Below are 21785 nucleotides of genomic sequence, written 5' to 3'. Positions count from 1 at the left end.
CGGATCACTGAATGGAGTCAGGACCCAGCATGACGGCAGACACGCTCCGACCGCCGGTCACGACCGCGCCCCGGCGAGACCGCCCAATGGACGGCCGGCCATGAAGATCCTGGTCGTCGACCACTCCCGTGTGTTCCGGGCGCTATGGAGCCGTCTGGTCCTGGCCGCCGGCCACAAGCCGATCATGGCCGCAAGTGGTGCGGAGGGCCTCGCCCGCATCGAGGAAAACGACCTCGAGCTGGTCTGCGCCTCCATTACCCTGCCCGACATGAGCGGGATCGAGTTCTGCCGCCAGGCACGCGCCAAACCCGCCGGCCATGATCTGCCGCTGATCCTGCTGACCACCAAGCAGGACCACGACATACGCCGCGCGGCCTTCGAGGCCGGCGCCACCGATCTCCACGACAAGACCAACATCCGTGACCTGTTCCACCAGGCCGCACGCTACGGCCGGCCGGTGGAACACGCCCACGAGGGGCATGTGCTGTATGTCGAGGACAGCCCCACCGTCGCCCGGGTGATGACTCGCATCCTCGAGGGCATGGGTCTCGAAGTAGCGCACTTTCGCAGCGCCTCCGCCGCCCTGACTGCCTTCGACGAGGGCACCTGGGATCTGGTCCTGAGCGATATCCTGGTCGAGGGCGACATCAGCGGCATGGGGTTGGTCAGCCGCCTGCGCCACCGCTTCCCCGACAAGACCAGCCTGCCGATCGTCGCGATGTCCGGCCTCGACGACCCGAACCGACGCGCCGAGCTCTTCCGCCTGGGGGTCAACGACTTCGTGACCAAGCCGGTGCTGGAAGACGAGGTCCGCGCCCGCATCGGCAACCTCCTGGCGAACAAGCGCCTGCTCGAGGAAGTCCAGAGCCAGCGCCAGAAACTCTACGACATGGCGATGATCGATCCCCTCACCGGCCTGCGCAATCGTAATGTCCTGGCCGAATGCGCCGTACGCTTCTTCACCGAAGCCAACCAGAAGGACATGGCCCTCAGCCTGATCCTGCTGGATATCGACCATTTCAAGCAGATCAACGACAGCCACGGCCACCTGGTAGGCGACGAGGTCCTGGTTGGCGTGGGCGAGTTGCTACGTACCACCGGGCGCGAGGCCGATGTCGCCCTGCGCTTCGGCGGCGAGGAATTCCTGCTGGTCCTGCCCGAGTGCGACCTGTTCGATGCCCATACCCGTGCCGAGGAGCTGCGCCAGCAACTGCGCGAACTCAAGCCCGCCGGACTGACCATTACCGCCAGCTTCGGCGTGACCAGTCGTCCCTGCGGTCGCGAGATCGACATGAACGACCTCTTCCGGGTCGCCGACCAGGCCGTCTACCAGGCGAAGAGCGAGGGGCGTGACTGCGTCGTCTCGCGCACCCTGGATGCTGGAGCCGAATCCGACTTCCAGGACGCCCACGCCGCCGACGACTCGCCCGGGCTGGGGCAACCGACCCCGGAACCGTCTGTCTGAGACGCGGACCAGGCCCGCCACTCAGCCCTGGATACGCCAGCTGCCGTCCGGCTGCCGACAGGCGGTCCCGTACACCTGCTCGGTCTGACCTCCGACCACCGCGTCGATGGTGTATTCGCGGCACGGGCCGGCGGTGGTCTCGTAGGTCCGCGTCGGCACCACGGTGTACTGGTTGCCGCTGTCGGGATTGACCCACCGCGAGGGCACACCCGTCCGCACACTCTCCAGGGTCTGGGCCGTCTTCAACCGGTCGACCTCGTCCATGGACTGGCCCACCGAGCCACCGATCGCCGCGCCCGCGAGGGTGCCGGCGATGATCGCCGCGGTCCGGCCACGCCCGGAGCCGACCTGCGAGCCAAGCACGCCCCCCAGCACGCCGCCGATCACCATCCCGGCCTGTTCCTGCGACCCCTGATAGGTCGCACAGCCGCCGAGACCCAGGACCGCCGCCAGGACAATCACGAAAGAAACATTGCGCCACATGAGCATTCCTCCACCGGCGACCCGTATCCGAACCCGTGGGGGACCGGGACCCGTACCGGCTCTGGCGTCCCCCTGACCGGAGTATAGGCCACCCGGGGCCCACGCTCCGGCGCCCGGAAAACCAGGCCGGGCGGTCAGCCGGGCGGCTTCGGCGGGCCGGACGCGGCGCCCTTCGGCTCCGGCTTCGACGCATTGATCGCGCGCTGGAAGACCCAGCTCTTGATCTCGCGGATCTGCTCCACCATGGTCCGCGACAGCGGTACCGTGTTGATCACGTTGCGGATCACGTCGCGCTGGTTGAACACCCGCCCCTCCTGGTAGGCGTCGATCCGCGCCGACTTCACCGCCTGCTCGATCTCGGCCCCGCTCCAGTCCTCGGTGCTGGCCGCCATGTAGTTCAGGTTGAAGTCCTCCAGGTTGCCGCCGTGACGCTCGACGTGGATGCGCAGGATCTCCTTGCGCTCCTCCACGTTCGGCAGGTCGAGGAAGAACAGCTGGTCAAAGCGCCCCTTGCGCATCAGCTCGGCCGGGAGCTGCTGGATGCGGTTCGCGGTCGCCGCCACGAACACCCGGGGCGACTTCTCCTGCAGCCAGGTGAGAAAGCTGGAGAAGATGTTTACATTGCCGGCGCTGCCCGCGGCGTGACTGTCGAAACCGAAGGCATTCTCCAGCTCGTCGACCCACAGCACCATCGGCGCGATCTCCTCGGCGATCCGGGTGGCCCGGGCAAAGGCGTATTCCGGGGTACCGAAACTGCCGGACAACACCAGGCTCATGTCCAGCCGCACCAGCGGCAGCCCCCAGGCGGTGGCGATGGCCTTGGCGGCCATGCTCTTGCCGCAGCCGCTCACCCCCATGAACAGCACCCCGGCCGGCAGCGGCACGTGGTCATTCCAGGCCTTCTCGGTGAACAGGTCGGCGCGTGTGCGCACCCATTCCTTGAGGTTCTCCAGACCGCCGATATCCTCCAGCGAGCGCTGTGGCGGATAGAACTCGAGACAGCTCTCCTTGCGCAGGATCTGGCCCTTCTCCTCCTGGATCTCGGCCAGCATGTCGGCCTCGGGCAGCGGCTTGCCACGGAACAGCCGCGCACTCAGGTGCCCGACCTCGTTGAGCGACAGGCCGCGCATTCCCGCCGCCACCCGGAACAACTGCTCGCGCGGGACCGCCTCGGCGCCGCGGGTGTGTTCGAGCTGCTCCAGCACCTCGGCCTCGGACGGCAGGTCCACCTCGACCAGGAAGACCTCTTTTTTCAGGATCTCCGGCAGCTTCAGCAACGGGCAGCTGAGGAACACCACGTTGCGCCCCTTCTTCAGCTGGTAGTACAGGTCGCGCACTCCGCGCACCAGCGCCGGGTTGTCATCGAACCACATGGGCAGATCCTTCAGCAGGACCATTCGCGGGGCATCCGTCTCGCCGGCCGCCACCCGCGCCACTGCCGCTACCGGGTCCGTCGTCGGTGCATTCGGGTCGTCGTGCTCGCCAAATCCGTGACTCGCCGACCAGACCTCCAGATGGCCGTCTTCGCCGTAGAACGAGCGTGCGACCGAACGCAGCAGCCGCTCCATGCGATCTTCGTCCCAGCCGAGAAGGTAGAACACCGGATAGTGCGACTTGAGCCCGCGCAGGATCTTGTGTGCCGTCTGATTCTCCAGCTTCTTGCTCAATGCGCGTCTCCTCCCCGGGTACCTGAGCCGAGTGTACCGATCCGCGGCGCCGATGCGACCTGCCACCGAACCTTGGGATTGCGCATCCGCTACTCTGACCGCATCACGCCGGACGCTCCCCGGAGGCCCCGCTCAATGACGCACCCCCGCCCCCGACCCAACGGGTTTTCCCGCGCCAACATCGGGCGCGGCCTGCTGGTGCTGCTGATCGCGCTGGGCATCGGCAGCGCGCTGTGGGTGGGCGATCCGGTCCGCCTGCTGGCCTGGGGCGATGCCGTCGCGGGCGGCCCCTGGGCCACGGCAGGGCTGGTGCTCCTGATGGCCCTGATGCTGACCTTTGCTCTGCCCGGCACGCTCATCCTCTGGTTGATCGCCCCGTTCCATCCGCCCCTGTTAGCCATCGGTCTGCTCCTCGCAGGTAGCGTCAGTGGTGCCTGGGGTGCGTACCGCGTGTCCGCCCGCCTGGCGCGCCATCCCGATCACGAACGCCGCGAAGACGCCTGGCTGGCCGATTTCCTGCACCGCCACAGTGGCCTCGCCACGCAGATTGCGCTGCGCGTGCTCCCCGGCTTTCCCCATTCGATGGTCAACTACGCCGGCGGCGCGCTGGGCCTTCCACTTGGCCGTTTCCTGCTGGCAGCCGTGCTTGGGCTCGCCGTCAAATGGAGCGTGTACGCCACCGCCATCCACGGGACCACCGACGCCCTCGCGAGCGGCGAGGCCCTGCAACCGCAAACCCTCCTGCCCCTGTTTGCGCTGGCGGTGCTGTTGTTGCTGGGCGCCGCGCTGCGCCACCGGATTCAGCGCCGCCACTCACGGCACATTGAGACCGACGAATGACACAGCGGATGGCGCTGACCCGCCCGCCAAACCGAGAACGGCTTCCCGGAGTCTACCCAGCCAGCCTGTGACCACCCGTCAGGTTGGTTACACTGTTGCGCACCATTCAAGCCCGGCCACCGCGTGACCCACGATACTGCCCCGCAGCAACATTCGGACATCGGCGACGTCAACCAGCGCTTCTACGATGGCTTGTGGGCGGACACGCGTCTGGTGCACCCCGAACGCTTCAACACCTGGGGCCTGGTATCCAGCCTGGCCGAATCGCATACCCGCCGGCTCGAGGTAGGGCCCGGCATGCGCCCGCGCCTGCCGATCGCCGGCACCCACTTTGTCGATATCAGCCCACCGGCCCTGGCAGCACTGGAAAGCGCGGGCGGCATCACCCACACCGCCCCCATCTCCGCCCTGCCCTACGCCGACGAGAGTTTCGACCTGGTGTGCGCGCTGGACATCGTCGAGCACGTGGAAGACGACGAGGCGGCCCTGGCCGAGCTCTCGCGGGTGGCAGCACCCGGGGCCCGGGTACTGCTCTCCACCCCGCTACACCCGGAATACTGGACGCCGTTCGACGACATCGTCGGCCACTACCGGCGTTATGAACCGGCCAAGCTGACGCAACTGCTGGAACGCCACCACCTGCAGATCGAGCAAAGCGCGATCTTCGGCATGAAGCCCAAATCCTCGCGCCTCAATGACCTCGGCATGTGGTTCCTGCAACGTCATCGGCCGGTCGCGATGAAGGTCTACAACCGCTTCCTGATGCCCCTGGGACTGCGCCTGCAAAAGCCCCTCGAATTGACCCCCGGCATGGTCGCCACCGACGGCGTCGAAGAGGTCTTTCTGGTCTGCCGCCGCGCATCCTGAAGCAACACGCCCCCGGCTGCCCCTGACACGACCCGGGTCGGTGGCAACTCAAAGCCCCGCTCCGAACCGGGCCTGCTTGATGGAAACCCTCGTCCGGGCGTACTGTCTATGCAGGCAAGACTCCCGAGAGACCATCCAATGCTCGACCTGCTGCGTTCACGTTCCACCTACAGCGATCAGCGCTTCCAGTTTTCCCTGCTGGTGCTGGCCACCGGCTTCGTGCTGACCCTGCAAAACCCGCAGGCGCAGGAATCCGCTGCGGAACTGTTTTCCAAGGTGGAGTTCCCGAATTTCGCCCAGGTGCAGGACATGCGTCCGCAGCTGCCGCCACCGTGGATGGAAGGCGATCAGCTGGTGAGCGAAGACAGCGAGTCGGTCCCGGTCGTCACCCTGCTTGAGCGCGAAGATGCCCGCTCCGCCGATCCGCGCGAACGCCCGACGCGCGCCGCCGGCGCAGAATAACCCCGGCGGGGGTAATCAGAGCCCCGCCGCGCAGACCCGGTTGCGTCCCTCGCGCTTGGCGCGGTAGAGCTGCCGGTCCGCCTCCCCCAGAAGATCCTCCGGCGCCACGGATCGCTCCCCGTCGACCGCGGATACCCCGAGACTGACCGTCACCGCATCCGTCACGTTATCCGGGTGGCCCAGCTGCAACGATTCGACCTTGCGGCGCACCCGTTCGGCGACCGCCCGCGCACCCTCCAGCGTGGTGTCCGGCAGGATGCAGGCAAACTCCTCGCCGCCATAACGCGCCACCAGATCGGTGGGACGGTGTGCCGCGGCGCGCAATACCTCCGCGACCTGGCGCAGGCAGTCATCCCCACGCTGGTGGCCAAAGCGGTCGTTGTACGGCTTGAAGTGGTCTATATCGATCATCAACAGCGCAAGGTTCACCTCGCGCCGCGAACCGCACTCGCGCTCCAGCACGGCATCGAATTCGCGCCGGTTGGCGAGGCCGGTCAGGCCATCTACCCGCGCCTGGCGGGCCAGCTCCGCCTCCACCTCCTTGCGCGCGAAGGTGCCGGCGATGATATCGGCTACCACCTGCAGCACGGCGATCTGTTCGGGGCTCCACTCGTAGTGCCGGGCCACCGAATCAAGGCCCAAAAACCCGAAGGCCTTCTGATCACTGATCAACGGGATGAGCAACAGGGACTCGATATCCTGGCGCCGGAACTCGGCCTGCTCCACCACCGCAGCCTCGGGGAGCGCACCCACATCGGGGACATGCACCGGGTGTCCCTGCCGAATCTGGCGGGTCACCCAGCCATGCGCCTCCATGGGTATCCCTTGCATCTCGTCGAGGAAGGGGGCAATACCGGGCGCGCACCACTCGCTCACCAGGTCCATCGTCTCATGGTCCGGGCGAAAGCAGATCACGTAGGCTCGCCCCATCCGGAAGAACTCGCCCAGACGTTGCAGGGCCTGCACAACGGCTGCGTCCACCGCGTCCGCCGACAGGTCCGCAAACTGCGCGGAGATCGCCGACACCACCTCCTGCAACCGGTACTGGTGCTGTGCCCTGAGTTCCAGTTGCTTGCGCTCGGTGATGTCCTCGCCCATCACGCTGGCCCCAAGCAGCGTGCCCTCGGCATCGAAGAACCGCTGGGCATACCAGGACAGCGTGCGCTGTTCGCCACTACGGGTGCGGATGGTGGACTCCAGGCCCGCGATCTCGCGGCCTTCGTGAATGATGGCCTTCCCCTCGGCGAAGACCGCCGCGCGATAGTCCGAGTCGGGGAAAAGCCATTCCCAGATACTCGCGTGTCCCACCACTTCCTCGCGGCTATAGCCACTGATCCGTTCCGCCGCCCGATTCCACAGCGTCACCCGCCCCTCGGGATCCAGGGTATTCACCCAGACCGGGGCGTATTCAATGATCTGTGAATGGAAACACCCGGAGGGGTCTGCCGCCATGATGATCCTCGCAACGGGAAACAATCGGCGCGTGGCGCAACGCCGCCCGGCGAACACGCGCAATCCCGTTCGCCCATCTCAATGAGGTTAGCAACATTCCCCGCCCTTCGCGCCAGAAAAGACGGCCGTTTGTTAGGCTGCCGTTGCATTCCCTGACGAGACGCTGATTCGCATGACCGAATCCTTCAAGGCCCTGCTCCTGGAACCGCAGCCCGACGGCCCGGTGGCCACGATCCGGACACTCACCCTCGACGACCTGCCCGCGGGCGAGGTCCTGCTCCAGGTTCACTATTCGGGGCTTAACTACAAGGACGGCATGATCCTGCAGGGGCGGGGCAACCTGGTGCGGGATTATCCCCACGTGCCGGGCATCGACCTGGCCGGGACCGTGCTCGAATCGGCGGACCCGCGCTACCGCCCGGGAGATCCCGTCGTGCTGACCGGCTACCGTGTCGGCGAGGCCCACTGGGGCGGTTACGCCCAGCGCGCGTGCGTCCGCGGCGACTGGCTGATCGCTCAGCCGCCCGGATACAGCGCGCGCCAGGCGATGGCCGCGGGCACTGCCGGCTTTACCGCCATGCTGGCGGTGCAGGCCCTGGAAGACCACGGATTGCAACCGAGCACCGGCGAGGTTCTGGTCACCGGTGCCTCCGGCGGCGTGGGCAGCATCGCCGTGCGGCTCCTGGCACGCCTGGGCTACACGGTCACCGCCGTGACCGGACGCCCGGAGAACGCCAACTACCTGCACCAACTGGGCGCCAGCGCCATCGTGGCTCGCGAGGCGCTGGCCGACGCGCCGGCCAAGCCGCTGCTGGGCGAGCGCTGGGCCGGCTGTGTGGACACGGTCGGCGGCGACATGCTGGCCCATGTACTCGCCGGGATGGCGTACGGACGTTCGGTGGCCGCCTGTGGCCTGGCCGGCGGCGCGCAGCTCCAGACCACGGTCCTGCCGTTTCTGCTGCGCGGGATCAACCTGCTGGGGATCGACTCGGTCCTTTGCCCCGCCGAGCGGCGGCGGGGCACCTGGGAGCGCCTGGCCGCTCTGCTCCCCGGGGATGATCTCGACGCCATCACCAGCGAGATCGGCCTGGAAGACCTGCCGGACTACGGCGAGTCGATCCTGAAGGGCCAGATCCGCGGCCGTACAGTAGTCCGGCTGGATTAACCCCCGTCGAACGCGAACCGACTATGCTGGGCATACCACCCTGGAGGCGCCCGTGACCGAACTCGAAACCCGTCTAAAGCACATCCGTGACCGCTTGGCCGAGCTGGAGGCCATGGCCCGCGAGGACACCACAGAGGCCGCCCACCGGGTCACGGCCGAGTTGACCCGGGAGCTCAATCAGGCAATGGAGGACGCCGCCGACAGGACCGAAGGCACCGACACGCCTGCGGCCAGCGAGCCACGTGCGCCCCGCGACCCGGTCGAAAAATGCCCGCGCTGCACCCTGCGCAGCTTCACCTTCCAGGACGGTACGATTCGGGAACGTACGAACCAGCCGGGGCATTTCGAGGCGCAATACCACTGCATGAGCTGCGGCCACGAGGCCTGGCGCGAACTGGGCAGCCGCTGATTGATTACCGTCGGCATCCTACGATGCTGACGACCGCGACGAAGCCACCTTTGCCCGGCTAAACCTGGCTCTGGGTCCAGCGCACGATATCCGCCGCCCCCATCGCGCCCGCCTGGCGCGCCACTTCGCGTCCGCCGCGGAACAGCGCCAGGGTCGGGATACTGCGGATCGCAAACCGCCGGCCCAGCTCCGGCTCCGCCTCGGTATTCACCTTCGCCAGCCGCACGGTCGGCTCGAGGTCCGCCGCGGCCTGGCGGAACTGCGGGGCCATCATCTTGCAGGGGCCGCACCACGGCGCCCAGAAGTCCACCAACAGCGGGATATCGTTGCGCTCGAGGTGGCGGAGGAAGTTCGTGGCGGTCAGTTCCAGCGGATCCTGACCGAACAACGACCGATGACACTGGCCACACTTCGGGCCGGCACCCAGCCGTGTCGCAGGGATTCGATTCACCGCGTCACAATGCGGACAGACCACGTGCAGGGCTTCACTCACGGCAGCACCTCGTTCCAGGCAGAAGAAGAAAAGGTCAGCACCCTGATCTTACTCCGCGGGCGCGTGCATGGATCCATCAGGCCGCTGGGGAAACACTGATCAATGTACACGCCCGCGTTGGTACCCCAGGTTTTCCGAGACCAGGCGCGGTGCGCAGCCGGTAGTGGTTCTACCGGCAAGGGCCGCAACGCAGGATCGGGGAACCTGGGGTGCCAACCCCACAAGCCATTAAAAGCAGGGGCTCGGCCGCCCGTTGTTGATCAAAAACGGGCGTGGGAACGGCGTTACGGCTCCCTTGTGCAGAATGACTGCACGGCAGTCACCGCGCCTTGTTCGCACGCAAAAGCGACTCGAGCGCGAGCGCGTACATTAATCAGTGTTTCCCTGGATGCCGGGCGAGAAAGTGTTCGGTGCGTTCCACCGCGCGGCGTTCGTTGCGGTCGTTCCAGGATTGCCCGACCAGTTTGCGCATGGTGCCCTCGATAGTCCGCGTCACCAGCAGGTTGCTCAGCATCCGCGCGACATCCGGCAGGTCACGCGGAAACGCCCGCAGTGCCATGGAAAAACCGATGTCGTCATACAGCACGTAGTGCCAGAACCCCGGCGGGATATAGAGCACGTCCCCGTGGCGCAATTCGGCCAGGTGGCCCCGCACATGCCGCAGGGCCGGATGGCGCTGGTAGTCGGGATCCTCGAAGTCCACCGCGGCCAGCGCACTGAACGAGAAAGGCACGTGATACATGTACGGCGTGTACTCGGGAGCGACCAGCAGTACGCGTTTCGGCCCGCCAAAGTGGCACAACAGGATATCCGGGCGGTCGATGTCGAAGTGCATCTGCACGCGCGCGTCCTTGCCGCCCATGAACAGCACGGGCAGCTTGCGGAACAGGTGCAACCCGATTTCGGGAAACTCGAAGTCGCACGCCAGCGCCGGCCGGGCGGCAACCAGGTTGAAGAAGAACAGGCGCAGGTCGCGCTCGCCCCCCTCCAGAAGGTCCAGGTACTCCGCCATCGGCATGTGCAGGGACGCGGCGTGCTGATGCCCGTTGTCGCGCGCAGGCCGGCTGTCATACAGCGGCACCACGGCATCCCCGGCGACCTCGCGAAAATAGTCGGGTGTCCAGCGCTCCCGTGCCGGCCACTCTCGGGTCAGCTCCTCCAGGATCACCGGTTGCGCGACCGCCTTGTACTGCCGCAGGAACGTGTCCGGTTCGACAAACCCGACCCGCTCTACCGGCGTAGTCTCGATCATTTCCGCTCCCGTTTCCTCGCTCGGGGAAGCCCGTCAGCCTACCAAGCCCGCCCGCAGCGCGCGGTGCTGCGCTGCGGCAACAGCCAGGCAGACAGCAGATGCGTGAGCCACCACACCCCGGAACATACCGCCATGACCACCGCCAGCCATGCAACAGGGTGCATCCACTCCTGCACCTGCCCACCCGGACCCAGCACCCAGTTCACGTTGTTGTCGGCATCCGCCAGCGCGAAGGTCAGCAACAGGATGGCCCAGCCCAGCCCCACCATGTAACGCCAGGCACGGGGGTCATACCCGAGACGCCAGACCATCCAGATCAGCACGAACGGAAGCGGCAGGTGGTAAAGCGACAGCAGGCGCACGAACAGCGGGATCTCGGGGTTGAACATGTAGTGCACAACCCCCAGCGGGGCCCAGCCCCAGACCGCCATGCTCAGCAGGAAATCCAGCACCCAGCCCAGCTCCAGAAGCACGACGGCTACCAGCATCATGCTCGCGATCCGGCGACTCTCCAGCCAGGCCGCCAGCAGCCCGCCCAGTAACGCCACGTTGGAAAACCAGAGAAAATTGAACCAGCCGTGCACCACGGCATACACCGGAACCAGCACCAGCACGAAGGCGAGATAGCTCCACTTGAAGGCGCGGGGGACCCTCTCGCCACTGCCTGTTGTGACCCGCATGCGCGCCCCTCTTCTTGCCCGTCCGTGCATTCGGGCTCAGGGTAGCAGCATGACACCCACACGCCCCGGAAGCGCATCGCCCCATGAGACGGCTGTCGTTCCTTTTCCTCGCCCTGTTCCTGGCCACCGCCCCGGTCGCACTGGCTGCGGACACCGCTGAACCGCCCACCCCCACCATTGGCCTGGCGCTGGGCTCGGGCGGGGCCGGGGGCCTGGCGCATATCGCCATGCTGCAGGTGTTCGACGACCGGGGGGTCCTGCCCGACCGCATCACCGGCACCAGCATCGGCGCCGTGATCGGCGGCCTGTACGCCGCGGGGCTCGATGCCGACGAGATCTTCGACCTGTTCGACGACTTTTCCGGATCCGAGCTTGATGCCCTGACCGGGCTGGCGCGCTCCGAGATCAAGCTGCTGGACCTGGTCCCCCTGCGACTGGGCCGCAATGCCCTGTTCGATTCGGGCGAGTTCCTGCGTTTCCTCGCCGAGCACACCGAGGCGCGCGACTTCGACGACCTGCGCATCCCCTTCGCCGTGGTCGCCACCGACTTTCGCACCGGCGAGAGCGTGGTGATCGACCAGGGCGACCTGTTCCTGGCGATCGAGGCAAGCATGGCAGTGCCCGGCCTGTTCGAACCGGTCCGGCACGACGACGGCCAGACCCTGATCGACGGCGGGGCCTCCAATCCACTGCCCTATGATCTGCTGCAGGGCGAATACGACTACGTGATCGCCGTGGACGTGTCCGGCAATGGCTCGCCGAACGCCACCGAGGAGATCGGCATGACCGACCTGCTGTTCAAGAGCTTCAGCATCATGCAGGGCTCCATCATCCGCCACATGACGCGCCTCGACCCGCCGGATCTCTACCTGGTACCGGATACTGGTGGCATCCGTTTGCTGCACTTCAACCGGATCGACGAAATCCTGGAGAAGGCGGAGCCCGCCGCCGGGGAACTCCGCGACCAGCTCGATACCTGGGGCATCCAGCCCCCGGCCCCCAGCCGGTAATCCGTGCCCAGAAGCCCGGTTCCATGCCCTATACTCGCGGCATCCACCGTAACGGACGCGGTGCCAAGGGAAGCCAGCAAGAACCGTGACCAGCGATAACCCCGATCCCCGGCCAGACGCAAAAGATCCGCCCCCGGGAACCGGCGACGGACGCCATGAGCTGTGGTTTACCCGACGCGATGATCAGGTCTGCGGGCCCTACCCTCAGCGCTCGATCGGCCGCTTCCTGATCCTGGGCCGGCTGCGCCCGGATGACCAGGTCAGCCTCGACCGCGAGACCTGGTGGCGCATCGACCAGCGCCCTCACCTGATCCCCGAAGAGTTGCAGAACGCCCACACCCCGGAGGGCCGCGAACGCCTGGAGCAGGCCCGCCTGCGCGAGGACGAACGCCGGCGGGAACGGCGCGACGACAACCCGCCCGCCGAGATCCGCGAGCGCCGCAAGGGGGACCGCCGTTGTCCCGAATCGCCCGCGACGATCTCCCATCGCCAACAATGGGCCGAGATACTGGAACGGCCGGCGCCGCCCTGGAGTGAGTGGGTCCGCGGGCCGCGGCCCTGGATCGCGGGTGGCCTTGCAGTCACCCTGGCCATCGGCCTGCTGCTCGCCTTCGGGATTGCCTTCGAGCGTGACTCCGGGCCCAACTGCGAACAGGCCGCGGGGCCCGGGGTCAACTGGAACTACTGTGACAAGGCCGGCGCCGACCTGCGCGGTGCCGACCTGACGGGCGCGTCACTTCACAGCACCCGCCTGGCCGGCGCGCGCCTGCATGGTGCACGGCTGACCGACGCGGATCTGCGATTCGCGGACCTCGCCCTGGCCGGACTGGAGGGCGCGAATCTGGCTGGAACCAACCTGACCGGCGCGGACCTGATCCAGGCTCGCCTGGTCGACGCCAACCTCGAGAATGCCAATCTCGCCCACGCCAACCTGACCGATGCCGACCTCTCCGGTGCCCGGCTGGACGCTGCTTACCTAAGCCGCAGCATCTGGACCGACGGCCGCATCTGCGCCCGTGACTCAGTCGGGAGCTGCGACTGACCCGCGGGCGCGCCCTCCACGTGCCACGCCCGGATCCGGATCGATTCCCAGCTCCTCCGCCACCTCCGCCCAGTACGGCTCGGCCTCGCAGGAACAGCAGTCGCACCAGACGGTGACACCGTCATGCATGCTGATCCGGCTGCGCACGGCATGCGGCATTCGCGTTCCGGATGTTTCGTGCGACATCGTCGCGCCCCCATCTCCGCCCTCTTCCCGATCCTGGTTCATGGCAACACCTCCCGACACGGACTCCTCATTCTGACCATAGACGGCGCCGAATCTCCGTGACATTACGGCTACCGGCCTGAGGTCCGCCCCGTGCTACTCTCGATCCGTTCGATTCCAGCCCCTGGTGAATATGATCACCCGACGCGACAAGGTCCTGCTCTCGGTCTCCGCCGCGACCCTGCTCGGCATCCTGCTGCCGCTCGCCGCCCTGGGCTGGTTCCTCTGGCAGGAATCCGTGGTCGCCGAGGAGAAGCGCCTGGCTGAACTCTCCCAGCGTCTGGGCGAACAGACCGAAGCCGCACTGGTAGACGCCCGCGAACTACTGGACAGCCTCAATCAGCTGGACCTGGAACCCTGCTCCCCGGAGCACCTGGAACGCCTTCAGGACGCGGCCATCGCACGGCCTCATGTGCGTGCCATCGGGTACTGGCGCGCGGCCGAACGCCAGTGCGGTGCGGGGTTTGTCCAGGGCGAGGCCCTCACACCACCGCGTGCCAGCCGCATCTACGACACCGGCGTGGTCGCCTGGTGGCCGAGCGCGGACACCGCCGTGGGCGGTGTGGAGCTGTTCCTGATGCGCTTCGGCCAGCATGATGTCGCGATCGACCCACGCCTGTTGATCAGTCCGGGCCTGCTGGACAAGCAACGGGTCGGCCTGTGGGTCGAAGGCCTTCCCATGAGCCGCTATCCCGCTGACGCCGACCTGCCATCACCCGACACCACCCCCATTGGCCTGAGCGTCGACCGCGCCCAGGGGCGCATCGTCAGCCGCTTCTCGCTGGACACGATCTTCCCGGTCGACATCATTGCCGCGCAGCCGCTGGCGGCCTTCTGGGATCGCTACCTTTCGACCCTGATCGTGGCGGGCATCTTCGGGCTGCTCTTGGTGACCCTCTGGCTACTCCTGGTCCTGCATTACCTGCGCCGCCACCTGAGCCTGGCCAGCGAGCTGCGCGAGGCCATTGCCAACGAGCGCCTGAGTGTCGAGTACCAGCCCATCGTCGACCTCGCGGACGGCCGTTGCCGGGGTGCCGAGGCCCTGGCCCGCTGGCATCGCGAGGGCGACGAGACCATCCGCCCGGATGTCTTTGTGCCGCTCGCCGAGGACACCGGGCAGGCCACCGATCTGACCCTGGCGATCCTGCGCGCGATCCTCCGCGATCTGGGCGACAACCTGCGGGCGCATCCCGAGCAGGCCATCAACCTCAACATTACCGGCCACGACCTGGCCTCCGACCGCTTCGGGGATGCGTTGCGCAAGGCCCTGCGCGAGGCAGGTGTCGCACCCTCCGCGATCAAGCTGGAGCTGACCGAACGCTCCCTGCTCAACGAAGACGCCATACGCGCCCGCCTGCGGGAACTGCGCCGGCGCGGCCACCACATCGCCATCGACGACTTTGGCACAGGATATTCGAGCCTTGCCTACCTGGAACGCTTCGAACTGGATACACTAAAAATCGACAAGACCTTTGCCGATGCCATCGCTCACGAAGCGGTGACCAGCAATGTCATCGGCCACATCATCGAGATGGCCCGCTCGCTCAATCTGCAGATCGTCGCCGAGGGCATCGAATCGGCCCACCAGGTGGAATGGTTGCGCGCGCAGGGCGTGGAAGGCGGACAGGGCTACCACTTCAGTCGGCCCTTGTCCGCCGAGGCCTTCCTCGACTGGTGCCGCCAACACTGAGGAGACCATGTTCCAATCTTCGAACACCCGTCGCTCGGGCCGAATCCTGGCGCTCCCCCTGTTACTGTCCGCGATGGCCTCGGGCTGTGCCCTGTTGCCGGTGGAGCAGGATGCAACGGCTCCCACTGGCGACCGCCCCGCCTCCGAACCCGCGGCGCCGGAAACCGATACGGCGCCACCCGAAGGCACCGATAGCCAGCCCGAAACGGATACGGACACGGACACGGCCGCAGGTACGGATACGGATACCGAGACGGAGACGGAAACCCGCTCGACGGAACCCACCGAACCGTCGCTGGGCCTGCACATCGCCCGCTCGTCCAGCGCCGAAAGCGAACGACGCGTCTTCCTGAGGGAACAGGGTCACGAAACCCTGGACCCCGGCCGCCTGGGGTACTACATGGACGTCCTGGGGGCCCGCCTGCGCCAGGAGTTGTCCGGACAACCCAGCGCGATCGATCATCAGGATTCGGGTATCCGCGTGACCCTGCCGGAAGGTGCGGACCAGGCCCGCGCACTGGATACCATCGGCCGGCTGCTTGACGAGTTTGGTGCCAGCCTGGTGACCGTCATCGCGCATGGACACGGCATGGACGCATCCGACACCTCGTCGGAGGGCACGGAGGACGATGCGATGGCGGCGGGCCGCCGCCTGGAGAACACCGGGGTCGCCCCCGAACGCCTGGTCCTGCGCGTCTTCGGCACCACCACTCCGGCCGGGAACCTCGGCAGCGAGGCGTTCTCCCCGCAGATCGAGCTGCTGATCCAGCCCCTCGCCGCCAGCTGATCAATCCAACCACCACGCAATACCGCCTGCGCCCCAAAGAAGGACTTGATTCGCCATGAACGCGACCGCAGCCGACCAGCCGGAGAACACAGGGACGGCCCCGGGACCGGGCATCGAATCGCCCACCACGCACCCCGAGATGGAACCGGACAGCACCGTCTATCGCACGCTGCTGGAATCCACCCGCGCCATCCCGTGGAGGATCGACTGGGCCACCATGCGCTTCACCTATATCGGCCCGCAGATCGAGGCGTTGCTGGGCTGGACGCCGGAGAGCTGGGTCAGCATCGACGACTGGGTGGAGCGCATGCACCCGGACGATCGCGAATCGGTCGTCAACTTCTGCGTCACCCAGTCGCAGTCCGGGGTCGACCACGAGGCCGACTATCGTGCGCTGACGCGGGACGGGCACTACATCTGGATCCGCGATGTGGTCCACGTGGTGCGCAGGGACGGCGAGGTGGAGGCCCTGGTCGGTTTCATGTTCGACATCAGCGAGCGCAAGCAACAGGAAGAAGAACTGCTGCGCCTGAAGTCCGAACTGGAGGCCCTGTCCTACCGCGATTCGCTCACCGGCATCGCCAACCGTCGGCAGTTCGACCTCGTACTCGAACGCGAGTGGGCCCACGCCCGGCGCGACCAGCGCCCGCTCTCCGCCATCATGCTCGATATCGACCATTTCAAGGAATACAACGACCGCTACGGCCACCCGGCCGGCGACGGCTGCCTGCAGCGGATCGCCACCTGCCTCGCCGGCGTCGTCGGCCGCGAACAGGACCTGCTGGCACGCCTGGGCGGGGAGGAGTTCGTACTGATCCTGCCGGACACCGATATCGACGCGGCCCACGCGCTGGCCGAGCGCTGCCTGCAGCGCATCCGCGAGGAGGCGATCCCGCACGCGAGTTCCCGCGTGGCCCCCACACTGACCGCCAGCGCCGGGGTCGGCTGCCTCACCCCCAACGAGACCCGCCACGCCACGCAGGTGGTCGAGGCCGCGGACCGCGCCCTGTACCAGGCCAAGCGCGGCGGGCGCGACCGGGTCGCCATTGCCGCGGCCGACACCGCCAAACCCAGGCCCTGAACCATCCCCATCGCCGGTGATCTGAACGGATAGCAACCGGACCGCGCCCGTGCAGGGACCGGAACGCAGTCCATCCGCGGCCGGGCCGAGCGCCAGGGCCGTGATCCACGTCCAGTCCTCGCGCAGCGGTCGCCGGGCCACGTGGAAAACATCCCGGATTCGGACCAGACTCCGGGGAAAGCGGCACCCCGGAGAGAGGGATCGACATGACCAGCCTGCATCAACCCGCGCGGGAACCTGCGCTCTACCGTTTTCTCGGCATCGTGTTGCCGCCGGTGGCGGCGTACCGCTACGGCGCCGCCGCCCACAGCTGCGCCGCGCCGATCGCCATTGCCTGGGCGGCCGCCCTCGTGTCGATCGCCTATGCCCTGCTGACCGGCCTGGCCGGCATCTCCGGCTACGGCGGCTTCCCGCTGGCAATCGGTCTGTTCCTGTGGGTGTTTGCGACGGTATGGACCTTCCTGGTCGTGCGAAACGTGCAGGCGGATCCCTCCCTTACCGACCCCCGGACACACGAACAACGCGTCCGCCAGCGCGAGGACGCCCACGACCCGCTGGATGAACTCGATTCCGGCGAACGCCCGCGCTGACATCTCCGCCCGTACCGGCGCCCCACTGAACCGCGCCGCGTTGACGCCGCTTGACCGCCCCTGAAATCTGCCTCTTGAATACGGTTTGCGCCTTCAGAACTCCCCTGACAAACTCGGGACAACGCGTTCGGATGGAAGGGGCCAGCAGGACGCGTCCGACAGGGGAAATGCATGAGCAATTCGTCCGGGGTGAAGGTCCAGTACGAGGACCTGGTGGAAAACCACCCCTTCCTCATCATCTGTTATCGACCCGACACCACCATCTTCTATGCCAACCGGGCGGCCCACGAATACTTCGCGGCGCCCGCCGGCAGCCTGCTCGGGCACCGCTGGATCCATGACCTCCCCGAAGAGCGGCAGCCCGAGAACCGCGCCGACCTGCTGCGCTATACCCCCGACGCGCCCGTGCGCACCATCGAGAACCCGGTGCGCCGCGGCGACGGGACCGACCGCTGGATCCGCTGGACCAGCCGCGCCTTTTTCAACGAGGCCGGCGAGATCACCCATTTTCAGACCCTCGGAATCGACGTCACGGACCGCAAGCAGGGCGAACTCCTGCGCGAGAACCTGCTGGGGAGCCTGGCCGAGGGCGTCTTCGGCATCGACGCCGATGGCAACTACACCTTTCTCAACCCCGCGGCCTGCGAACTGCTCGGGTTCGCCAGCGAAGACGAGGCCCTGAGCCACAATTCGCACGAACTGTCGCACCACAGCCGGCCCGACGGCCAAGCCTTCCCCGCCACGGAATGCCCGGTCTACCGAGTCTTGCGCACCGGCGAGCCGTTGCAGGCCTGCGAGGAGTATTTCTGGAGCCGCGCGGGACACGGGTTCCCGGTACTGATCAACGCCGCCCCGCTGTTCGATGCCCGCAACCGTGTTACCGGCGCCGTGGTCTCGTTCCAGGACATCACCGAGCGTCGCGCGGCGCGCGAGGCGCTGGAACGGCGCGAGGCGGAACTGCAGGAGGCGCAGCAGATCGCCCATCTGGGCAACTGGATCTCGGACTTCGACGCCGGGGGCATCCGCTGGTCCAGCGAGGTGTTCCGCATCTTCGGCCTCGAATACGACCAATGGGGTGCGACCCACGAGGCGTTCATGCAGGCCGTGCACCCGGACGACCGCGAGCGCGTGCAGCGCGCGGTCGACGACGCCCTCACCCCCGGAGGACCGGAATACGACATCGAGCACCGCATCGTCCGCCCCGATGGCTCCGTCCGCATCGTCTACCAGCGCGGGAGCGTGGACTTCGATACCCAGGGCCGGCCCCAACGCATGGCCGGCGTGGTGCACGACATCACCGAACGGCGCGAGGCGGAGCGCCACCTCCATTTCATCACCTACCACGACGCCCTCACCGGCCTGCCCAACCGCACCCGCTTTGCCGAACGCGCCGACCAGGCCGTCACCGATGCCGAGCGCCTGGGGCGTCCACTGGTGCTGGCCCACATCGGCCTGGATCGCTTCAAGAGCGTCAACGAAGGCATGGGCCAGGCCACCGGCGACGAGGTCCTGCAACATGTGGCCCGGCGCCTGGAAAACCGTCTGCCGGTCGGTGGCGTACTGGCACGCCTGGGCGGCGACGAGTTCGGCGCTCTGCTCCCGGTGGAGTCTCCCGGCTCGGTCGCCGGCGCGGTCACCCGCCTGCTGGAGCCGCTGCGCCAGATCATCAAGGCTGGCGAGCACGAGCTCTATGTGCCCGGTTCCGTCGGGGTCGCCGTGTATCCCCACGACACCCAGGATGCGTCCGACCTGATGCGCCGCGCCGAATCCGCGATGCACCAGGCCAAGCGCACCGAGGGCAATGCCATCCAGTTCTGTTCCGGCGAGCTCAACAATGACGTGCGGACACGCGTCTCGCTGGAGGGCCAACTGCGGCGCGCGGTCGATCACCAGGAAGGGTTCTTTCTCCACTACCAGCCGCGGGTGGCGGCCGGCGATGGCCGGATCGTAGGCGTCGAGGCCCTGCTGCGCTGGGAGGATGGCGCCGGCACGGTACATTCGCCGGGCGCCTTCATCCCAATCCTCGAAGAGACCGGGCTGATCGTCGAACTGGGCCAGTGGATACTGACCGAGGCCTGCCGTCAGTGTCGGGACTGGCATCAGGCCGGGCTGCCACCGGTCCGCGTGTCCGTCAATCTGGCCGCCCCCCAGTTTCGGGATCGCCAGATGGCGCACAGCATCGACCGGGTATTGGAACACACCCAGCTGAGTGCGGACGCCCTGGAGCTGGAGGTCACCGAGAGCATGCTGATGGCCGATACCGACCAGGTCATCCGCACCTTGGGGCAGTTTCGCGAGCGCGGTGTGCGCGTAGCCCTGGACGACTTCGGCACCGGGTATTCATCGCTGGCCTATCTGCGCCGTTTTCCGCTGGATGTGCTGAAGATTGATCGCTGCTTCGTCGCGGACCTGGAAACCGAGTCGAGCGCGGGCGCCATCGTGCGCACCATCCTCAGCCTCGCGGATAACCTGGGCCTCGAATCCGTCGCCGAGGGCGTGGAGACCGAGGCGCAGCAAGCCTTCCTGCAGGAGGCCGGTTGCCAGACCCTGCAGGGCTTCCTGTTTGCCCGCCCGCAGCCAGCCGCCGACTGCCAACGGATGCTCGCCGAGCCCGCTTCGTCCGCCGCAGCGCACCCGGGCCGCAGCGCCTGAGCGGTTCCCCGCGCCATGTTCGCGCGCCCAAGCGACGACGCAGCGAGCATGCACATCGATCCGTGTTTCCCTACGATGGACCATCACCAACCGGAGACCACCGCGTGCGCCTAGCAATCGTACTGGCAGGAATCATGCTGATCGCCGGCTGCAGCGCGCTGCCGCGGGGCGATGATGCCCCGCGCGAGGTGGCCTACATCTGCGCCTACGGCCCCGAACTCACCGCCACCTTCGAGGGCGAGCAGGCCGTCCTGGCCTTCAACGGGGCCCGCGCCCGACTACAAGCCACCGAGACGGCCTACGGCGGGCGCTACGCCAATCCCACCGACGACATCGTGTTCTGGACCCGCGACGACGCCGCCATGCTCGAGATGCTGGGCGTGTTCTGGAGCTGTCGCGCCCTGCCCGACCGCGGATGACCGACGCAGCGACCCGTTTCGTCCTGCAGGCCACCTGTGCCCGCACGGCGGTGCGCGGCCCGGTCATCCAGACCCTCTGGAGCGGCTACGGCGAGATCGTGCGCTACCTTCTTGAAGGCGGCGACTCCCCCACAGTCATCCTTAAGCACATCGTGTTCCCCGACGAACTGGACCATCCGCGCGGCTGGAGCAACAACCGCTCGCATCAGCGCAAGGTCCGCTCCTATCAGGTGGAAATGGCCTGGTACCGCGACTGGGCCAACCAATGCGACGCCAGCACCCGAGTGCCCCGCTGTCTGGATACCGCGACCATTGGCGACGAGCACCTGATCGTGCTGGAGGACCTCGACGCTGCCGGTTTCCCGCAGCGCAGGGACCACCTGACGCGCGCCGAGGCGCGGCTCTGCCTGCGCTGGCTCGCCCGCTTCCACGCGCGTTTCATGGGGCGGGAGCCCACCGGCCTGTGGCCCGAGGGCAGCTACTGGCACCTGGCCACCCGCCCGGACGAATGGGCCGCCATCGAGGACCCGGGGATTCGCGAGACGGCCGCGACCCTCGACAACGCCCTGACCGGCGCCCGCTATCGCAGCTTGGTCCACGGCGATGCCAAGGTCGCCAACTTCTGCTTTGCGCCAGAGGGCGACGCCATCGCCGCCGTGGATTTCCAGTATGTCGGGGGCGGCTGCGGCATGCGCGATGTGGCCTATTTCCTCGGGAGCTGCCTGGACGAACGGGAACAGGAGAACTGGGAGGCCGACCTGCTGGATGCCTATTTCGAGGCATTGCGCGAGGCCCTGAACGAACGGGGCAAGGGCACGGAAGCCGGCGCCATCGAGCACGAGTGGCGTGCGCTGTTCCCCATTGCCCAGGCCGACTTCTACCGCTTCCTGGTCGGCTGGATGCCGGATCACTGGAAGATCCACGACTACAGCCGCCGCACGGCACTGGCCGTGGTCCGGCGCCTTCAGGAAGGTGGCTGGTCCGACATCCCGTCGGGGCCGGATTCGAGCGCTTCCGCGACCTCCAGCCAGTAGGGCCCGGCCGCACAGCGACC

The 21785-nt window shown here is 67.3% G+C and carries 22 protein-coding genes; 15 read left to right on the top strand and 7 right to left on the bottom strand.

The features are described from left to right. Positions 1-100 precede the first annotated feature (100 nt). Entirely contained in the window at positions 101-1465 is a 1365-nt protein-coding gene (locus tag G333_RS0106405; protein WP_018950799.1) for a diguanylate cyclase, read from the top strand. 21 nt (positions 1466-1486) lie between these two features. On the opposite strand, the gene G333_RS0106400 is transcribed toward G333_RS0106405, so the two are convergent. Together G333_RS0106400 and G333_RS0106395 are read right to left on the bottom strand one after the other, a co-directional pair. Then, positions 1487-1948 carry a glycine zipper 2TM domain-containing protein gene (locus G333_RS0106400; protein ID WP_018950798.1) on the bottom strand — a complete coding sequence of 154 codons (462 nt, stop codon included), beginning with the start codon at positions 1946-1948 and terminating at the stop codon, positions 1487-1489. A gap of 134 nt (positions 1949-2082) precedes the next feature. Further along, on the bottom strand, positions 2083-3615 hold the full coding sequence (locus G333_RS0106395) for an AAA family ATPase (protein ID WP_019628006.1): 1533 nt from the start codon (positions 3613-3615) through the stop codon (positions 2083-2085). A 135-nt stretch (positions 3616-3750) separates the two neighbouring features. Here G333_RS0106395 and G333_RS0106390 point away from each other — a divergent pair, with 135 nt between their 5' ends. From G333_RS0106390 to G333_RS0106380, 3 genes are all read left to right on the top strand, one after another. After that, positions 3751-4455, top strand: a complete 705-nt coding sequence (locus G333_RS0106390; protein ID WP_018170088.1) for a TVP38/TMEM64 family protein — start codon at positions 3751-3753, stop codon at positions 4453-4455. 123 nt (positions 4456-4578) lie between these two features. Beyond that, positions 4579-5322 carry a class I SAM-dependent methyltransferase gene (locus tag G333_RS0106385; RefSeq protein WP_018950795.1) on the top strand — a complete coding sequence of 248 codons (744 nt, stop codon included), beginning with the start codon at positions 4579-4581 and terminating at the stop codon, positions 5320-5322. Positions 5323-5460: 138 nt separating this feature from the next. After that, entirely contained in the window at positions 5461-5784 is a 324-nt protein-coding gene (locus G333_RS0106380; protein ID WP_018170090.1) for a hypothetical protein, read from the top strand. 15 nt (positions 5785-5799) lie between these two features. On the opposite strand, the gene G333_RS0106375 is transcribed toward G333_RS0106380, so the two are convergent. Next, on the bottom strand, positions 5800-7236 hold the full coding sequence (locus G333_RS0106375; protein ID WP_019562964.1) for a diguanylate cyclase: 1437 nt from the start codon (positions 7234-7236) through the stop codon (positions 5800-5802). A gap of 172 nt (positions 7237-7408) precedes the next feature. On the opposite strand from G333_RS0106375, the gene G333_RS0106370 reads away from it, so the two are divergent. Then, positions 7409-8401, top strand: a complete 993-nt coding sequence (locus tag G333_RS0106370; protein ID WP_019562965.1) for an MDR family oxidoreductase — start codon at positions 7409-7411, stop codon at positions 8399-8401. A gap of 52 nt (positions 8402-8453) precedes the next feature. Then, entirely contained in the window at positions 8454-8810 is a 357-nt protein-coding gene (locus tag G333_RS0106365) for a hypothetical protein (RefSeq protein ID WP_019628005.1), read from the top strand. A 58-nt stretch (positions 8811-8868) separates the two neighbouring features. Here the strand turns inward: G333_RS0106365 and trxC are convergent, their stop codons facing one another. From trxC to G333_RS0106350, 3 genes are all read right to left on the bottom strand, one after another. After that, positions 8869-9303: a thioredoxin TrxC gene (trxC, locus tag G333_RS0106360; protein WP_026182010.1), complete on the bottom strand. Its 435-nt coding sequence runs from the start codon at positions 9301-9303 to the stop codon at positions 8869-8871. A 373-nt stretch (positions 9304-9676) separates the two neighbouring features. Then, positions 9677-10555, bottom strand: coding sequence for a cupin-like domain-containing protein (locus G333_RS0106355; RefSeq protein WP_019628004.1), 879 nt, complete (start codon positions 10553-10555; stop codon positions 9677-9679). 38 nt (positions 10556-10593) lie between these two features. After that, on the bottom strand, positions 10594-11169 hold the full coding sequence (locus G333_RS0106350) for a hypothetical protein (RefSeq protein ID WP_018938120.1): 576 nt from the start codon (positions 11167-11169) through the stop codon (positions 10594-10596). 149 nt (positions 11170-11318) lie between these two features. Between G333_RS0106350 and G333_RS0106345 the strand changes: the two genes are divergently transcribed. Both G333_RS0106345 and G333_RS0106340 read left to right on the top strand, forming a co-directional pair. Next, entirely contained in the window at positions 11319-12245 is a 927-nt protein-coding gene (locus G333_RS0106345) for a patatin-like phospholipase family protein (RefSeq protein ID WP_019628002.1), read from the top strand. 85 nt (positions 12246-12330) lie between these two features. Next, the gene (locus tag G333_RS0106340) at positions 12331-13287 is read left to right on the top strand and encodes a pentapeptide repeat-containing protein (RefSeq protein WP_019628001.1); all 957 of its coding nucleotides are present in this window, start codon (positions 12331-12333) and stop codon (positions 13285-13287) included. On the opposite strand, the gene G333_RS0106335 is transcribed toward G333_RS0106340, so the two are convergent. Beyond that, positions 13267-13446, bottom strand: a complete 180-nt coding sequence (locus G333_RS0106335) for a hypothetical protein (protein WP_019628000.1) — start codon at positions 13444-13446, stop codon at positions 13267-13269. The two genes, G333_RS0106340 and G333_RS0106335, sit on opposite strands and share 21 nt — an antisense overlap. Before the next feature lie 199 nt (positions 13447-13645). On the opposite strand from G333_RS0106335, the gene G333_RS0106330 reads away from it, so the two are divergent. The 7 genes from G333_RS0106330 (at position 13646) to G333_RS0106300 (ending at position 21765) form a co-directional block, all read left to right on the top strand. Beyond that, positions 13646-15202: an EAL domain-containing protein gene (locus G333_RS0106330; RefSeq protein ID WP_019627999.1), complete on the top strand. Its 1557-nt coding sequence runs from the start codon at positions 13646-13648 to the stop codon at positions 15200-15202. Between the two features lie 7 nt (positions 15203-15209). Further along, positions 15210-15989, top strand: coding sequence for a hypothetical protein (locus G333_RS0106325; RefSeq protein ID WP_019627998.1), 780 nt, complete (start codon positions 15210-15212; stop codon positions 15987-15989). 55 nt (positions 15990-16044) lie between these two features. Further along, a complete protein-coding gene (locus G333_RS0106320) occupies positions 16045-17070 on the top strand; it encodes a sensor domain-containing diguanylate cyclase (RefSeq protein WP_019627997.1) in 1026 nt (341 codons plus the stop codon). A gap of 206 nt (positions 17071-17276) precedes the next feature. After that, complete coding sequence (locus tag G333_RS0106315) at positions 17277-17660, top strand: hypothetical protein (protein ID WP_019627996.1); 384 nt, start codon at positions 17277-17279, stop codon at positions 17658-17660. Between the two features lie 171 nt (positions 17661-17831). After that, entirely contained in the window at positions 17832-20312 is a 2481-nt protein-coding gene (locus G333_RS0106310) for an EAL domain-containing protein (RefSeq protein WP_019627995.1), read from the top strand. A 134-nt stretch (positions 20313-20446) separates the two neighbouring features. Then, positions 20447-20731, top strand: coding sequence for an MliC family protein (locus G333_RS0106305; RefSeq protein WP_018144242.1), 285 nt, complete (start codon positions 20447-20449; stop codon positions 20729-20731). Then, a complete protein-coding gene (locus G333_RS0106300; RefSeq protein ID WP_019627994.1) occupies positions 20728-21765 on the top strand; it encodes a phosphotransferase in 1038 nt (345 codons plus the stop codon). The genes G333_RS0106305 and G333_RS0106300 overlap by 4 nt, the downstream gene beginning before the upstream one ends. Positions 21766-21785 lie beyond the last annotated feature (20 nt).

This window comes from Thioalkalivibrio sp. AKL10 (assembly GCF_000381845.1).
GTDB lineage: Bacteria > Pseudomonadota > Gammaproteobacteria > Ectothiorhodospirales > Ectothiorhodospiraceae > Thioalkalivibrio > Thioalkalivibrio versutus.
This window is presented reverse-complemented; position numbering and strand designations above follow the sequence as displayed.

What these genes read in the sequence shown, in the direction of transcription:
- G333_RS0106405 (WP_018950799.1), top strand. Translation starts at nt 101, where the DNA reads ATGAAGATCCTGGTCGTCGACCACTCCCGTGTGTTCCGGGCGCTATGG.
- G333_RS0106400 (WP_018950798.1), bottom strand. Translation starts at nt 1,948, where the DNA reads ATGTGGCGCAATGTTTCTTTCGTGATTGTCCTGGCGGCGGTCCTGGGT.
- G333_RS0106390 (WP_018170088.1), top strand. Translation starts at nt 3,751, where the DNA reads ATGACGCACCCCCGCCCCCGACCCAACGGGTTTTCCCGCGCCAACATC.
- G333_RS0106380 (WP_018170090.1), top strand. Translation starts at nt 5,461, where the DNA reads ATGCTCGACCTGCTGCGTTCACGTTCCACCTACAGCGATCAGCGCTTC.
- G333_RS0106375 (WP_019562964.1), bottom strand. Translation starts at nt 7,236, where the DNA reads ATGGCGGCAGACCCCTCCGGGTGTTTCCATTCACAGATCATTGAATAC.
- G333_RS0106370 (WP_019562965.1), top strand. Translation starts at nt 7,409, where the DNA reads ATGACCGAATCCTTCAAGGCCCTGCTCCTGGAACCGCAGCCCGACGGC.
- G333_RS0106355 (WP_019628004.1), bottom strand. Translation starts at nt 10,555, where the DNA reads ATGATCGAGACTACGCCGGTAGAGCGGGTCGGGTTTGTCGAACCGGAC.
- G333_RS0106345 (WP_019628002.1), top strand. Translation starts at nt 11,319, where the DNA reads ATGAGACGGCTGTCGTTCCTTTTCCTCGCCCTGTTCCTGGCCACCGCC.
- G333_RS0106335 (WP_019628000.1), bottom strand. Translation starts at nt 13,446, where the DNA reads ATGCCGCATGCCGTGCGCAGCCGGATCAGCATGCATGACGGTGTCACC.
- G333_RS0106330 (WP_019627999.1), top strand. Translation starts at nt 13,646, where the DNA reads ATGATCACCCGACGCGACAAGGTCCTGCTCTCGGTCTCCGCCGCGACC.
- G333_RS0106325 (WP_019627998.1), top strand. Translation starts at nt 15,210, where the DNA reads ATGTTCCAATCTTCGAACACCCGTCGCTCGGGCCGAATCCTGGCGCTC.
- G333_RS0106320 (WP_019627997.1), top strand. Translation starts at nt 16,045, where the DNA reads ATGAACGCGACCGCAGCCGACCAGCCGGAGAACACAGGGACGGCCCCG.
- G333_RS0106315 (WP_019627996.1), top strand. Translation starts at nt 17,277, where the DNA reads ATGACCAGCCTGCATCAACCCGCGCGGGAACCTGCGCTCTACCGTTTT.
- G333_RS0106310 (WP_019627995.1), top strand. Translation starts at nt 17,832, where the DNA reads ATGAGCAATTCGTCCGGGGTGAAGGTCCAGTACGAGGACCTGGTGGAA.
- G333_RS0106305 (WP_018144242.1), top strand. Translation starts at nt 20,447, where the DNA reads ATGCTGATCGCCGGCTGCAGCGCGCTGCCGCGGGGCGATGATGCCCCG.
- G333_RS0106300 (WP_019627994.1), top strand. Translation starts at nt 20,728, where the DNA reads ATGACCGACGCAGCGACCCGTTTCGTCCTGCAGGCCACCTGTGCCCGC.